At 35.4% G+C, this 15,054-nt stretch carries 13 protein-coding genes; 9 read left to right on the forward strand and 4 right to left on the reverse strand.

Annotated features, from left to right (window positions below; translation table 11 throughout):
- Positions 1–306 precede the first annotated feature (306 nt).
- From GQ590_RS04205 to rraA, 5 genes are all read left to right on the forward strand, one after another.
- The gene (locus GQ590_RS04205) at positions 307–1,278 is read left to right on the forward strand and encodes an HlyD family secretion protein (RefSeq protein WP_160407073.1); all 972 of its coding nucleotides are present in this window, start codon (positions 307–309) and stop codon (positions 1,276–1,278) included.
- Positions 1,260–2,399 carry an ABC transporter permease gene (locus GQ590_RS04210; RefSeq protein WP_160407070.1) on the forward strand — a complete coding sequence of 380 codons (1,140 nt, stop codon included), beginning with the start codon at positions 1,260–1,262 and terminating at the stop codon, positions 2,397–2,399. Before GQ590_RS04205 ends, GQ590_RS04210 begins: the two co-directional genes overlap by 19 nt.
- Before the next feature lie 16 nt (positions 2,400–2,415).
- On the forward strand, positions 2,416–3,564 hold the full coding sequence (locus tag GQ590_RS04215) for an ABC transporter permease (RefSeq protein WP_368669152.1): 1,149 nt from the start codon (positions 2,416–2,418) through the stop codon (positions 3,562–3,564).
- A 102-nt stretch (positions 3,565–3,666) separates the two neighbouring features.
- A complete protein-coding gene (locus GQ590_RS04220; RefSeq protein ID WP_160407064.1) occupies positions 3,667–4,563 on the forward strand; it encodes a 1,4-dihydroxy-2-naphthoate polyprenyltransferase in 897 nt (298 codons plus the stop codon).
- An 89-nt stretch (positions 4,564–4,652) separates the two neighbouring features.
- Positions 4,653–5,144: a ribonuclease E activity regulator RraA gene (rraA, locus tag GQ590_RS04225; protein ID WP_160407170.1), complete on the forward strand. Its 492-nt coding sequence runs from the start codon at positions 4,653–4,655 to the stop codon at positions 5,142–5,144.
- A gap of 96 nt (positions 5,145–5,240) precedes the next feature.
- Here the strand turns inward: rraA and dprA are convergent, their stop codons facing one another.
- A complete protein-coding gene (gene dprA, locus GQ590_RS04230) occupies positions 5,241–6,347 on the reverse strand; it encodes a DNA-processing protein DprA (RefSeq protein WP_160407061.1) in 1,107 nt (368 codons plus the stop codon).
- A 156-nt stretch (positions 6,348–6,503) separates the two neighbouring features.
- Between dprA and def the strand changes: the two genes are divergently transcribed.
- Complete coding sequence (gene def / locus GQ590_RS04235; RefSeq protein WP_065605826.1) at positions 6,504–7,016, forward strand: peptide deformylase; 513 nt, start codon at positions 6,504–6,506, stop codon at positions 7,014–7,016.
- A gap of 44 nt (positions 7,017–7,060) precedes the next feature.
- On the opposite strand, the gene grpE is transcribed toward def, so the two are convergent.
- Complete coding sequence (gene grpE, locus GQ590_RS04240; protein WP_160407057.1) at positions 7,061–7,654, reverse strand: nucleotide exchange factor GrpE; 594 nt, start codon at positions 7,652–7,654, stop codon at positions 7,061–7,063.
- Positions 7,655–7,809: 155 nt separating this feature from the next.
- Here grpE and nadK point away from each other — a divergent pair, with 155 nt between their 5' ends.
- Positions 7,810–8,688 (forward strand): NAD(+) kinase, encoded by an 879-nt coding sequence (gene nadK / locus GQ590_RS04245; protein WP_160407054.1) that lies wholly within the window; start codon positions 7,810–7,812, stop codon positions 8,686–8,688.
- A gap of 55 nt (positions 8,689–8,743) precedes the next feature.
- Here nadK and GQ590_RS04250 read toward each other — a convergent pair whose 3' ends face one another.
- Both GQ590_RS04250 and argF read right to left on the reverse strand, forming a co-directional pair.
- The gene (locus GQ590_RS04250; RefSeq protein ID WP_160407051.1) at positions 8,744–9,241 is read right to left on the reverse strand and encodes a phosphatidylglycerophosphatase A; all 498 of its coding nucleotides are present in this window, start codon (positions 9,239–9,241) and stop codon (positions 8,744–8,746) included.
- Positions 9,242–9,340: 99 nt separating this feature from the next.
- Complete coding sequence (argF, locus tag GQ590_RS04255) at positions 9,341–10,351, reverse strand: ornithine carbamoyltransferase (RefSeq protein WP_160407048.1); 1,011 nt, start codon at positions 10,349–10,351, stop codon at positions 9,341–9,343.
- A gap of 270 nt (positions 10,352–10,621) precedes the next feature.
- On the opposite strand from argF, the gene carA reads away from it, so the two are divergent.
- Entirely contained in the window at positions 10,622–11,782 is a 1,161-nt protein-coding gene (carA, locus tag GQ590_RS04260) for a glutamine-hydrolyzing carbamoyl-phosphate synthase small subunit (protein ID WP_160407045.1), read from the forward strand.
- Positions 11,783–11,784: 2 nt separating this feature from the next.
- Positions 11,785–15,000 carry a carbamoyl-phosphate synthase large subunit gene (carB, locus tag GQ590_RS04265; protein ID WP_160407042.1) on the forward strand — a complete coding sequence of 1,072 codons (3,216 nt, stop codon included), beginning with the start codon at positions 11,785–11,787 and terminating at the stop codon, positions 14,998–15,000.
- The last annotated feature ends 54 nt before the right edge of the window (positions 15,001–15,054 follow it).

The raw sequence follows: 15,054 nt of genomic DNA on the forward strand, positions 1-15,054 counted from the left end.
TTATCTATTTTTTTTGACTGATATCATTTATATATAAAACCTATTAAAGTGATGGTTTACAATTGTTAAAAAGTATCTATAGTAATCTATAATATAAAAATAAAAATTATTTGCTATGATTATGATAGTGAAGATACACATTAATATGTATTGATTTAAAATGATTTTTTGTTTTATTTAACGCTTATAAAGCACTTTTTGTATAATGCGAAAATAAAAGTGGTCATATGTTTATAAAATATAGTATATGATCATTTTAATTTTTTATGCCTTATGTCTTTACCATCACTCTATACACGAAATTTTATGAATAAAAAATTTTTTATTATCATTACGTTAATCGTTATTTTGATATCAATGACGATTTTAATTCGCTCACACAATAGCCCGCTTATATTACAAGGCGAAGTTGATGCGCCGAATATTAATGTTGTGTCTAAAGCAAAAGGCCGAGTGCAAGTCATTCATGTTAATCGTGGGGATGATGTTAAACCTAACGATATTTTAATTACACTCGATAGTCCAGAGCTATTAGCTCAGGTTAAAGCGGCCGAAGCCGTTTGTGAACAAGCAAAAGCTCAAGTTGAGCTTTCTAAACATGGCACACGTGAAGAAAGCATTCGCTACTATGAAGCATTACTTCAACAAGCTAAAGTGGCTTATGATAATGCATCTAAAGAATATGATCGTAACAAAGCCATTTCGGCTAAAGGATTTGTGTCGCAATCAATATTAGATAATGCACTAAAAAACCGTGATGCGGCTTTTCAACAAGTACAATCAGCGCAAGCAAGTTTAGATCAAGCTAAAAATGGCGATCGTGTCGAACAACGACAAATTTATGATGCGCAATTAAAACAAGCAGAAGAACAACTTAAACAATTACAAATTCAATATGACGATTTACAAGTAAAAGCTCCCGTTGGTGGCGAAGTCGGCTCAGTACCTGCCGAAGTGGGTGAGTTATTTAACGCCAATAGTCCTTTATTAACTATTATTCAACTTCCTCAAGCTTACTTTATATTTAATCTTCGTGAAAATATTATGCCCAATATTCATAAAGGCGATCATGTTAAGCTTGATGTTCCTGCTCTTGGTAGTAAAGAAATTGAGGCCGAGGTTCGTTATATTGCTCCAATGGGAGATTATGCAACAAAACGTGCAACACGAGCGACTGGAGATTTTGATTTAAAAACCTTTGAAGTTCGACTTTATCCAATTAAACCTATTGAGGGTTTACGTGCAGGTATGAGTGCATTATGGAAATTAGACAACTAATTTGGGATTTTTGGTGTCGTTTTAAACAAGCGTTTAATGCAGAAATACTTGTTATATTTAAGCGATTTACGTTTCACTGGTTAATGTGGATTTTACCTCTTATTATTTTTGTATTAATCAGCAGTATTTTTTATCGTGGTGTTTTATTCGATCTTCCTGTTGGTTATATTGATAATGATAAAAGTGGTTTATCACGCGAAATAATGCGTGATCTTAATGCTGGTGCACATGCTAATCTTATCAATTACGGCAATGAGCTTTCTTTGGCGGAAAGTGATTTACAAAAAGCAAAAATTTATGCCATTTTGTATATTCCTCCTAATTTTGAATCAGATGTATTAGCTGGTCATCAACCAACACCAATGCTGTATTATAATGCGTTATATTACAGTGCAGGATTGTATTCCATTATGGATTATTCGGGTTTAATTGCATCATTAAATACCCAATATCGAACCACATTGGCAACCAGTATTGGCATGCCGGTACCTCCACTTGCGAAAGTCAATTTTAATTATGATGGGTTATTTAATGCAAGCGGTAACTCAATGTACTTTCAACAATTTTCAGCTGTAGTTCATTTGTTACAATTATTTGTGGTAACAACCACAATACATATTTTATCGCAACTACCTAAAAGGACACGGCCTAATTACCCATTTGTCCTTGGTAAGTTAGCGCCCTATACCATTTGGTATACAATGTTACTTATTTTTGAAATTGCGATGTTAGTTTTGTTTTCTGATGCACGTGTATCAGGCTCGCCATTTGCCATGATCACTGTTGTCTTTTTCTATGTCATTGCAGCGCAAAGTATTGGTATTTTGCTCTATTCTTTTACCAAAACAGCAATTGATGCTTATACTTATATAGGTATTTTAGTTGGACTTGCATTAACTTATTCTGGCATTGTTGTACCAGAGCTTTCCATGCCTTGGATTGCGAGATTTATTTCATCACTTGAGCCTTTAACTTATGCGCTTAATAAGTTGTTTGATCTATTTTTACGTCATTCTAGCTATCTTTCTGTGTTAAAAACCTGTGGTATTTTGATGATCTACCCAATAATTATTACAGTCTTAGTAAGAAAACGCCTAGTAAGACGGTTACATTCACAGTAGGAGGAATACTAGGATGATTAAAATATTTTGGTCTTCATTCGTAAAAATATTTTTATTTATGTTAGTAAGACCTATGTGGTTATTATTGCTATTATCTGTTTCATTGATGAGCTTAGTTTATAGTAATGGCACTATCACCAGTTTGCCTGTTGCTATTGTTGATCAAGATCATACAGCGGCAAGCCGAAGTTTAATTCGTTCTTTAAATACTAGCTCTAAAATTGAAACAGTTATATATGATAGTTCACTACAGGCTTATGATGATATTAATAATCATAAAATTTTTGCAGTATTTACTATTCCAAATGATTTTGAAAAACGGTTATTAAGTGGTCAAGAAGTCACTATACCTGCTTATGGAGATGCCTCAAGCCGTTTAGCTAATGGTTTAATACAAGTTGATATAAAAGGGATCTATCAGCAGATATTGATTGAATATAATACTAAAATAATGCGTAATAATGGATTTTCAGATAAACAGATCAATATCATCTTGTCACCAATCAAAGGGCAAACAGAACCACTTTATAATGCAGGCATCAGTTTTGCTGCTATTACGTTTCCAGGCTTATTAGTTATGTTATTGCAACACTCTTTCCTAATTGCGGCAACTCGCACCAATATTACATTAAGCTCACTACCTCAAGGCAAACCACCTAAAATAGTTATACTGGGTAGCTTAAGTGGGTTAATTCCTATCTGGTTATTTTTATCTATTGTGCTATTTGGCTTGTGGCCTTGGATTCTTGGCTATCGACAGCTTGCTAATATTCCCGAAATTTTAATTATGACATTTCCCTTATTACTTGGTGTGTTAGGACTCAGTAAATTACTGACAGAATGCTTACGAAAAACCGAAATGATTTATCTAACACTGGCATTTTTGACAACTCCAGTCTTTTATTTATCAGGCACAATTTGGCCACTCGATGCAATGCCATTTTGGGTGCAAGTTGTTTCCAAAATGTTACCATCAACTTGGGCAACAAATATGATTGCAGGCGTAAATCAAATGGGACTAGGTCTAAAAGAAAATTTATTTAATGTGTTTATGATTTTATTACTTGGGATTATATATGGTTCGCTAGGTATTTTTATTGCTGCATTGCGAGATGGGCGAATAAGAAAATTGTTTAAAAACTACAGCATGCAAACAGAAAAATAAAATAATAACAAGTTTATTATTAGCTGTTAAAATGTAACAATCATATTGATGCTTATTATGTAATTATTATTTTCCTAGTTATAAATGATATATTAAACGCACATGAAATTTTATCCATGGATTATTAGTTTTCGACCTAAAACTTTAGCGCTTTCTTTTTCTTCTATTTTATTGGGTAATGCATTGGCTTATTGGCAACAATCTTTTGATGTACTTATCTTGTTACTTTCACTCATTACTGCCAGCTTATTACAGATATTATCCAATTTAGCCAATGATTATGGTGATGCAATTAAAGGGAGTGATAGGCAAAATGTGCTTGCTCATACTCGAGGAGTTCAATTAGGGCTTATCACTCTAGAACAGTTAAAAATGGCCTTATGTATTAATATTTTTTTATGTATTATATCAGGTTTGAGTTTGATCATTTTTGCCTGCCATAACACTTATCAATTTTTAATTTTTATATTACTAGGGTCACTATCTATTATTGCTGCAATTACTTATACAATAGGTAAAAAACCTTATGGCTATATTGGATTAGGTGATTTATCTGTATTAATATTTTTTGGTTTAGTCGGTGTAATAGGTAGTTATTTTTTACAAGTAAAGTCATTATCTGTATCAATTATATTACCTGCGATTAGTAATGGGTTGCTGGCTGTTGCTGTTTTAAATATTAACAATCTTCGTGATATTGATAGCGATCGAGCAAATCATAAAAGAACATTAGTTGTATTAATGGGTAAAACGTTAGGTAAATATTATCATCTATTGTTATTACTAAGTTCATTTATTTTATTTAGTCTATTTGCTTATTACAATTTACACACAATTTATAGTGGATTATTTCTTTTAATCTTACCGTTATATGTCAAACATATTGATGCTTTATTTAAATTTAATAGTATAAAAACGGCTGTGCCTTTATTAATACAGATGGTTAAGCTTGCTTTATTGACTAATTTACTTTATTGTTTGGGTATTATTTTGAGCTAGTTCACGTTTATTTAAATTTAATATCATTTTATTTAATGTTAGCGTTATACTAAATATCATTAAACATGACAGCAAAAGGAGATTTGATGATGGAGTTTGATACTTCAATTCTTTGCGATTATTACCCAGAAGATATTAACGTAGTTGAACCGATATTCAGTAACTTTGGTGGTGTTGCATCATTTTCTGGTCAAGCTGTAACAGTTAAATGTTTTGAGGATAACGGCTTACTATACGAAATTTTACAATCTAATGGTGCAGGTAAAATCCTTGTCATTGATGGTGGTGGTTCTGTTCGCCGTGCATTAATTGATGCAGAGCTAGTAGATATTGCTGTTCAAAATCAATGGGAAGGAATCATTGTTTATGGTGCTGTTCGCCAAGTTGATTATCTAGCCGAAGCCGACATTGGTATTCAAGCTCTAGCTGCTATTCCAGTAGGAGCCGAAGATCAAGGTGTTGGCGAAATCGATATTCGTGTTAATTTTGGTGGTGTGACTTTCTTTTCTGGTGATTTTGTTTATGCCGATAACACAGGTATCATCCTATCTGAAATTGCGCTTGAAATTGAAGATAAGTAAAAATAGTATCAGCACTCGATTCGCCGATACCTATCGGCGGGTTTTATACTTAAACATCTACTTATCTGAAAATTTTTAACAAAAATCTTTTTAATTTTAAATTACTCGATTACGAATATAACCGCCTGTTACTGTTTTAATTAATCCTTCTAGTTCCATATCTAATAATTTGGTAGTCACTTCTGAAATTGACATATTTACTTGCTGAGCAATAATATCAACAGGAATCGGTTGATGGTGAATAATAGAAAAAATTTCAGGATACAAAATAGAATTGCACTGTTTTTCTTTAGGCTGATTATGAGAGTTATTTACTGCTGATAAATAACTATAATAATGCTCTAAAATATCAGTAGGCTTCGAAACTAAATAAGCACCTTGTTTAATCAAATAATGTGTTCCACTACAGTTTTCATTGTTAATATCACCTGGCAAGGCAAATACATCGCGGTTTTGTTCAAGAGCATAACGTGCAGTAATTAATGAACCACTTTTTTCTGACGCTTCAACCACGAAAGTTCCTAAACTTAGCCCGCTAATAATTCGGTTCCGACGAGGAAAATAAACCGATCTGGCTTTTTCAAATGGCAAAAATTCCGATACAATCGCCCCATCTTGCGACAAAATATCATTAGCTAAGTTTAGATTTGATCTTGGTGCAATTTTTGCTAAACCGCTGCCTAAAACTGCGATGGTATAACCCGATACATCAAGTGCACCACGATGGCAAATAGCATCTAATCCCAATGCCAAACCACTAGTTATTGTTAAGCCATTAATAGCTAATTCACTAGCAAAATATCGTCCCCACAGTGCTCCATATTCACTAAATTCACGACTTCCAACCATAGCTAATTGAGGCGAATGTAATAACTGCCGATTACCTAAAACAAACAATAATAAAGGTGGAGAGCAAATTTGTTTAAGTAATAATGGATAGTCGCTATCACTATAAGCAATAAGGTGTTTTGGTGGGTTAGGCGAATCTAGCCATTCAAGTATTGGTTCAAAATGAAGATATGAAGTTTCATAAAATAACGCTAATTGAGCATCAGACAATTTCAACTTATCTAATACATAAGAGACGTTTTGAATACTATTAGGTAAGTTGTTTGTAAAGATCTGCCCAATTTTTACAAAAATGGCTCGTTTCCCATAACTAAGCATTGAAATTCGTAATAAAAACTCATATTTACTCATCATAATCTTTCCGCACTCGTTTTAAATGATTTAGATATCTTGAATTGATAAGATAAATACTACCAATAGCCAACAAGGGCTATTCATCAGTATGATAAATGTTTACAATGAGCAATAGTTTGAATAAACCCGAAATTTGAGGAGTAGATCGAATAATTTATGGCTATTTTACCGGTATTACGTTTTCCTGATGAGCGACTTCGCAAAGTTGCTAAACCAGTTACTAAGTTCACCCCTGAGCTACAAACGATCATTGATAATATGATTGAAACCATGTACGACGAAAACGGTATTGGGCTTGCTGCAACCCAAGTTGATGTACATGAACAAATTATTGTTATTGATGTATCAGAAGATAAAAGCCAAGTTTATGTGATCATCAATCCTGAAGTGATAAGCCAAGAAGGTGAAACGGGTATTGAGGAAGGGTGCTTATCGGTTCCTGATTGTCGTGGATTTGTGCCAAGAGCAGAAAAAATCAAAATTAAAGCCCTAGATCGCCATGGCAATCCTTACGAAATTGATGCCGATGAGTTACTTGCTATCTGTATCCAACACGAAATGGATCACTTAAAAGGTAAACTCTTTGTTGATTACCTTTCACCATTAAAACGTCAACGAATTGAACAAAAAATGAAGAAACTTGCTCGTGAGGAGCAACGGAATCAATAAAATTAACCGCCACAGTGATTGGCGGTTAACCTATCTAAAGATAACTATTTAGCAACAATTACCATCGCAGGGCGAATTAACCGGCCATTTAAGGTATAGCCTTTTTGGATGGTATTTACTATTTGACCTGATTGATGTTCTGGTGATTCCACCATACTAATGGCTTGATGCACATCCGGATTTAGTTGTGAATCTTCAGTATTAATCACTTCAATACCAAATTTTTTGACAGTATCTAGGAATGATTTTAATGTCAGTTCTAACCCTTCAACAGTAGCTTTATGCTCAGGGTTGGTTTTATCTGTAGATTCTAAAGCTCTCTCTAAATTATCAATAACGGGGAGTAATTCATTAGAGAATTTTTCTAGTGCAAATTTACGAGCTTTATCAACATCTTGTTCAACACGTTTACGAACATTATCAATTTCAGCTCGCGCACGAATCATGGCTTCGCTTTCATTTTTTTTAGCCAACTGTAATGCTTGTTCTAGCTCTGCAATGCGTGTATCTTTTGCGTTTAATTGCTCTTCTAGACTTGGTTGCGCTGGGGTTTCTTGCTCGATAGTTTCTTCTGTTGGTGTATCAATATTAGTTTCGTTAGTTTCATTTTCTGACATATTTTTATCTTGCTCTGTCATAAGGTACTCCAAATAATGTAGTCGAAAACTCAGTGAATAACGGTTATTATGGGGATAAATTTTATTATTACAAGCTTATTGGCATGTTGATATGCATTTTTTTGAACTAAAACTAAAAAATACATAGATTTATATAAAAATTACAAGGATATTTTATGGATACACCTTTTAAATGCATTGGTCTCATTGGGCTTCCTCGTAAATTAGAGGCAATCGAAACTCATCAAGTGCTTTATGATTGGCTTGTTAGTCTTGGTATTCATGTGCTAGTTGAAGATCGCTTAGCGGATCATATTCAATTTCCAGTTAGCCATTACGCCTCGTTAGAAGCAATTGGTGAACAGGCTGACCTAGCCATTGTTGTGGGTGGTGATGGAAATATGCTACGTTCAGCTAGGTACTTGTCACACTATAAAATCAAAGTGATTGGTGTTAATCGAGGTAATCTCGGTTTCTTAACGGATATCTCGCATGAACAAGTGATTGAACAATTAAGTCCAGTTATTGCGGGTGAATATGATGATGATCCTCGATTTTTACTTGAAGTTTCTATTTATGATAATGGTAAATTAATTAATTCAGGGTTTGCTGTTAACGAAATTGTCGTAACGCCAAATACTGTTGCTCATATGATTGATTACGATGTCTATATTAATGAACGCAATGCATTTTCACAACGTGCTGATGGCTTAATTATTGCAACACCAACAGGCTCTACTGCTTACTCGTTATCAGCAGGAGGTCCTATTTTAGCGCCACATTTAGATGCTTTAATTATTACCCCAATGTTTCCTCACTCGCTAGCGGTTAGACCATTAGTGATTAAAAGTGATAACCCTATACGTCTAAAATTTCCAACAACAGCACTGGATCTCAATATTGCTTGTGATAGTCAGATTATTTTACCTGTCAAACCAACACAAGATGTGATTATTCGCCGATCTTTATATGAATTTAATTTAATTCATACCAAAGATTATGATTATTTTAATAATCTTTCGACTAAGTTAGGATGGTCGCAAAAGATGTTTTAATCTATTTTTGTAAAAAACTTTCAGGAAAGTATGCGTTTTAGTATAAGATTACATCTTAAATAACCAATGTCATGATATAAACGGTGAATGATGAAAAGATAGCGGCAATCACATCATCCACCATAATACCAAAACCGCCAGGTATGCGTTTATCAAACCAACGAATTGGCCACGGTTTTGCCATATCAAAAATCCTAAATGCTATAAAGGCTATCGCAATCCACATAACAGAAAGTTGTGGAATAAAAAATAGGGTGATCCACATGCCAACAAATTCATCCCATACTATATGCCCTGAATCGTGAGTATGGGTATCATCCGATGTTTTTTGGCAAATAAAACAACCAAAAATAAAAGTCACTAAAATAAATACCCAGTATAAAGCTGGTTGTAAACCATAAAATAATAGCCAAAGTGGAATCGCCATTAACGATCCCATTGTTCCTGGCATAATTGGAGACAAACCACTACCTAGTCCTACAGCTAAAAAATGAATGGGATTGGTTAACTTGAGGAATTTTTTAAAATCTTTATTTCGTTCTTGTTTTGTCATAATCCAATATTCTTTTAAATAAAATTTGCCGACATTAAGCCGGCAAAAAGAAAGTGCCTAATTTTTTAGCTAAGCATTTAAGTATTGATTATGTCAATATTATTCATCTTTGGTTAATGTTGCAACCATTACCGCTTTAATGGTATGCAGTCTGTTTTCTGCTTCATCAAAAACAATACTATGTTCAGATTCAAACACATCATTAGTCACTTCAAGTCCATTGGTTAAACCATATTGAGCTGCCATTTGTTTACCGACGGTAGTGTTCATATCATGAAAAGCTGGTAAACAGTGCATGAATTTGACATTTGGATTATTGGTAAGTTTAATAACATTTTCATTCACTTGATAAGGTGTTAATAATTTAACACGCTCATCCCAAACTTCCTTAGGTTCACCCATTGATACCCATACATCAGTATATAAAAAGTCGACGTCTTTAACTCCTTTGGCAACATCTTCTGTTAAAATAATTTTTGCACCCGTATTTTTTGCAATATCTTGGCACTTTTGTACAAGTTCGGCTTCGGGATGACAGGCCTTTGGTGCAACTAAACGAATTTCCATTCCCATTAAAGCCGCACCTTCCATTAACGAATTTCCCATGTTATTACGGGCATCACCTAAATAGGCAAATTTAATACTACTTAATGGGCGATTGCCTATATGCTCTTTCATCGTCATAAAATCGGCTAATATTTGGGTTGGATGTGCTTCGGTCGTTAAGCCATTCCATACTGGTACACCAGCATATTGAGCTAATGTTTCAACGATCTCTTGACCATAACCACGGTACTCAATACCGTCATACATTCGCCCAAGTACTCGAGCTGTATCTGCAATTGATTCTTTATGCCCAATTTGACTACCACTTGGCCCTAAATAAGTGACATTTGCACCTTGATCAAATGCACCAACCTCAAATGCACAACGCGTACGGGTGGAGTCTTTCTCAAAAATTAACGCGATATTTTTACCAATCAAATGTTGTTGTTCTTGCCCTTGTCGTTTAGCTTGTTTTAATTCAATAGCAAGATTAATTAATTGATTAATTTCGGTAGGGGTAAAATCAAGTAACCGTAAAAAATGGCGCTGATAAAAACCGTGCATGATAAGCTCCTAAATGGCGATAAATATTTGTACGATTCTATTTGAATAATTATGCAAATTCAAGCTAAACATAATAATACGAATAATATTTTATTTGTTTTTGTCGTTAAGTCTCAAAAATGAGACATTATTATCTATTTATTTTTTATAATATTGCTTTTTTTGTTTAAAAATTTGTAATAAAATGATTAAATATTGTCTGCTAAAAATGAATTGAATTGTATTTTTATTCATTTATATTGATTTTTTATTCAAAAGGCCTTTTAAATCATGCAAACTTATGCCCTCTTTATGTTACAAGATGGTTCACAATTTGTTGGTAAGTCAATTGGTGCTGACGGACAAGCTGTTGGTGAAGTAGTGTTTAATACATCAATGACTGGTTACCAAGAAATTCTTACTGATCCTTCTTATTGCGAACAATTAGTGACATTAACTTATCCACATATTGGTAATGTTGGCACGAACAATGAAGATGCCGAGTCAAAGCAAGTTTATGCAAAAGGGCTGATCATTCGTGATTTACCATTATTAGCTAGTAATTATAGAAATGAACTCGATCTTTCTAGCTATTTAAAAAAACATAATGTTATTGCCATTGCAGATATTGATACGCGGCGCTTAACCCGTATTTTGCGTGAAAAAGGTGCACAGCATGGCGTCATCATAACAGCAACGGACAAAACGAGCTTACTTGAAAAAGCCGAAATAGCTAAACAGCAGGCAATCGATTTTAAAGGATTAAGCGGGCTTGATTTAGCCAAAGAAGTGACTTGTTTGACAAGTTATATTTGGTCACAAGGCATATGGACAAGGCAACAGAAACAGCCTGCTCCAAAACCAGAAAGCCAATTACCATATCATGTTGTTGCTTATGATTTTGGTGTAAAACACAATATTTTACGAATGCTAGTTGAACGTGGTTGTCGATTAACTGTCGTGCCGGCAAAAACAACGGCAGACGAAGTACTTGCATTAAATCCTGACGGTATCTTCTTGTCTAATGGACCCGGTGATCCCGCTCCATGCACTTATGCCATTGATGCTATTAAGCAATTTTTAAACACAGATATTCCTATTTTTGGCATTTGTTTAGGTCATCAACTTCTTGCGCTTGCTTGTGGTGCTAGAACTATCAAAATGAAGTTTGGTCATCATGGTGGTAATCATCCTGTTAAAGATCTAGAAAATAATAAGGTAATGATCACTGCACAAAATCACGGTTTCGCTGTAGATGAGGCAAGCTTACCAGCTCATTTACGAGCGACGCACAAATCACTGTTCGATGGTTCATTACAAGGCATTCATCACAATCAAAAACCAGCTTTTAGTTTTCAAGGTCATCCTGAAGCCAGTCCTGGGCCTCATGATGCCGCACCTCTTTTTGACCACTTTATTGAGTTAATTAAAATTTATAAGCAGGAGCAATAATTATGGCTAAGCGAACAGACATAAAAAGTATACTAATTATTGGCGCTGGCCCAATTGTTATTGGTCAAGCATGTGAATTTGATTATTCTGGTGCACAAGCTTGTAAAGCGCTGCGTGAAGAAGGTTATCGTGTTATTTTAGTTAACTCTAATCCAGCCACTATCATGACAGATCCTGAAATGGCTGATGCCACTTATATTGAACCCATTCATTGGACAAGCGTTCGTAAGATTATTGAACAAGAAAGGCCAGACGCCATTTTACCAACCATGGGCGGTCAAACAGCGTTAAACTGTGCATTAGAGCTTGAAAAACAAGGTGTATTGAAAGAATTTAATGTTGAAATGATTGGTGCAACAGCCGATGCTATCGATAAAGCCGAAGATCGAAAACGCTTTGATGAGGCGATGAAAAAAATTGGTCTTGATACCGCTCGCTCAGGGATTGCTCATTCGCTTAAAGAAGCTTACGCCGTTCTTGATCAAGTCGGTTTTCCTTGCATTATTCGTCCATCATTTACCATGGGGGGCACTGGTGGCGGTATTGCTTATAATACCGAAGAGTTTGACGAAATTTGTACTCGAGGACTTGATCTTTCGCCAACCAATGAACTACTTATTGATGAATCATTAATTGGTTGGAAAGAATATGAAATGGAAGTAGTTCGAGACAAAAATGATAACTGCATTATTGTTTGTTCAATTGAAAACTTTGATCCAATGGGTATTCATACAGGTGATTCAATTACGGTGGCTCCGGCACAAACCTTGACTGATAAAGAATACCAAATCATGCGTAACGCTTCGATCGCGGTACTGCGTGAAATTGGTGTTGAAACTGGTGGCTCCAATGTACAATTTTCGGTTGATCCAAAGACAGGACGATTAATTGTTATTGAGATGAATCCACGGGTGTCGCGATCATCTGCCTTAGCTTCGAAAGCAACGGGCTTTCCTATCGCGAAAATCGCCGCTAAACTGGCTGTCGGTTATACGCTTGATGAATTATCTAATGATATAACAGGCGGAAAAACCCCTGCTTCATTTGAACCGTCAATTGATTATGTTGTCACCAAAATTCCACGCTTTAATTTTGAAAAATTTGCTGGTTGTAACGATCGTTTAACCACACAAATGAAATCAGTTGGTGAAGTGATGGCCATTGGGCGCACCTTCCAAGAATCAATACAAAAAGCGTTGCGAGGGCTTGAAGTTGGCGCTTCAGGATTTGATCCTAAAATTGATAATCATACTGATGAAAAAAATATCACCAAAATTCGTTATGAGCTCCAAGAAGCGGGCGCTGATCGGATTTGGTATATTGCTGATGCTTTTAGAGCAGGATTCAACTTAGAAGATATCTTTTTACTAACCAATATTGATCGTTGGTTTTTAGTACAAATTGAAGAGTTGGTTAACCTTGAAAACAAGCTAAAGGAACAATCACTTGCACAGCTTGATCAAGAAACATTGTGGCAATTAAAACGTAAAGGTTTTTCAGATTTACGCATCGCCAAATTGCTTAATACCACAGAACAAGCTGTTCGCGATTTACGTCATCAATATCAAATTCACCCTGTTTATAAACGTGTTGATACCTGTGCGGCTGAATTTGCAACAGATACCGCTTATCTTTATTCAACCTATGAGCAAGAGTGTGAAGCTAATCCTCAATTTAGCCGTAAAAAAATTATGATCCTTGGTGGTGGTCCTAATCGGATCGGACAAGGTATTGAGTTTGATTATTGCTGTGTACATGCGGCATTGGCACTGCGTGAGGATGGTTATGAGACCATTATGGTTAACTGTAATCCCGAAACGGTTTCAACCGATTACGATACTTCTGACCGCCTCTATTTTGAGCCAGTTACGCTTGAAGATGTGCTTGAAATTGCACATGTTGAAAAACCAGATGGTGTTATTGTGCAATACGGTGGGCAAACACCGCTAAAACTTGCTCGTGCGCTTGAAGCAGCAGGGCTACCAATTATTGGTACCTCACCTGATGCTATAGATAAAGCTGAAGATCGTAAACGCTTTCAAGAAGTCGTCGATAAACTGAAATTAAAACAACCTGTCAACGCCACAGTGACCGATATTAATGAGGCTGTCATTGAAGCAGAAAAAATAGGTTATCCATTAGTGGTTAGACCTTCTTATGTATTAGGAGGTCGCGCAATGGAAATTGTCTATAATGAACAAGATTTAAGGCGTTATTTTAAAACAGCGGTAAGCGAATCAAATAATGCACCAGTCTTACTTGATCACTTTTTAGATGATGCAATTGAAGTTGATATTGATGTAATTGCTGATGGTGAGCAAATCCTGATTGGTGGCATTATGGAACATATTGAACAAGCAGGCATTCACTCTGGTGATTCTGCTTGCTCACTGCCAACCCACACCTTAACTGCAGATATTTTAGACAAACTACGACAACAAGCCAAACAATTAGCACTTGAACTCAATGTAAAAGGTTTAATGAATGGGCAATTTGCGGTGAAAGATAATCAAATTTATTTGATCGAAATCAATCCTCGTGCAGCTCGCACTGTACCTTTTGTCTCAAAAGCAACAGGTTTACCATTGGCGAAAATAGCGGCTCGCGTGATGACGGGGCAATCACTTGCCAAGCAAAATGTGACTAAAGAGGTGATTCCTCCTTATTATTCGGTAAAAGAAGTGGTATTACCGTTTAATAAATTCAGTGGTGTCGACCCAATATTAGGTCCTGAAATGCGCTCAACTGGTGAAGTAATGGGAATCGGTAAAACCTTTGCTGAAGCCTTTGCTAAAGCCCAGCTGGGTAGTTTATCCAATATGAAAAAATCAGGGAAAGCATTATTATCGGTTCGCGATCAGGATAAAACAAGGCTGTTAGAGATAGCTAAACGGTTAATTACTCATGGGTTTAGTATTGATGCAACTATTGGCACGGCAAAGGTATTACAACAAGCAAATATACCATGCCAAGTCGTAAAAAAAGAAAACGAAGGGCGACCAAATATCCATGACCATATAAAAAATGGCGAATATAGCTATATTCTTAATACCACCTCTGGGCGAGCAGCTATTGAAGCCTCAAAAGTATTACGTCGAAGTGCCATTCAATATAAGGTACATTACGATACCACGATGAATGCTGCCTATGCTACAACTGCAGCGCTAGATTACGATCCAGCACAAACTGTAACGCCATTACAGCAACTTTATTGCTAATCACAAAGATAAAGACGAGAATTGCTCGTCTTTAAAAATTCCATCCACAATATA

The sequence above is a fragment of the Gilliamella sp. Lep-s35 genome, assembly GCF_009795845.1.
In the GTDB taxonomy this organism is placed as follows: Bacteria; Pseudomonadota; Gammaproteobacteria; order Enterobacterales; family Orbaceae; genus Gilliamella.

Excerpts from the sequence above, each read along its gene's own strand:
- rraA (WP_160407170.1), top strand. The coding sequence starts at position 4,653 with ATGGAGTTTGATACTTCAATTCTTTGCGATTATTACCCAGAAGATATT.
- def (WP_065605826.1), top strand. The coding sequence starts at position 6,504 with ATGGCTATTTTACCGGTATTACGTTTTCCTGATGAGCGACTTCGCAAA.
- carB (WP_160407042.1), top strand. The coding sequence starts at position 11,785 with ATGGCTAAGCGAACAGACATAAAAAGTATACTAATTATTGGCGCTGGC.
- GQ590_RS04250 (WP_160407051.1), bottom strand. The coding sequence starts at position 9,241 with ATGACAAAACAAGAACGAAATAAAGATTTTAAAAAATTCCTCAAGTTA.
- argF (WP_160407048.1), bottom strand. The coding sequence starts at position 10,351 with ATGCACGGTTTTTATCAGCGCCATTTTTTACGGTTACTTGATTTTACC.
- grpE (WP_160407057.1), bottom strand. The coding sequence starts at position 7,654 with ATGACAGAGCAAGATAAAAATATGTCAGAAAATGAAACTAACGAAACT.
- carA (WP_160407045.1), top strand. The coding sequence starts at position 10,622 with ATGCAAACTTATGCCCTCTTTATGTTACAAGATGGTTCACAATTTGTT.
- GQ590_RS04210 (WP_160407070.1), top strand. The coding sequence starts at position 1,260 with ATGGAAATTAGACAACTAATTTGGGATTTTTGGTGTCGTTTTAAACAA.
- dprA (WP_160407061.1), bottom strand. The coding sequence starts at position 6,347 with ATGATGAGTAAATATGAGTTTTTATTACGAATTTCAATGCTTAGTTAT.
- GQ590_RS04220 (WP_160407064.1), top strand. The coding sequence starts at position 3,667 with ATGAAATTTTATCCATGGATTATTAGTTTTCGACCTAAAACTTTAGCG.
- GQ590_RS04205 (WP_160407073.1), top strand. The coding sequence starts at position 307 with ATGAATAAAAAATTTTTTATTATCATTACGTTAATCGTTATTTTGATA.
- nadK (WP_160407054.1), top strand. The coding sequence starts at position 7,810 with ATGGATACACCTTTTAAATGCATTGGTCTCATTGGGCTTCCTCGTAAA.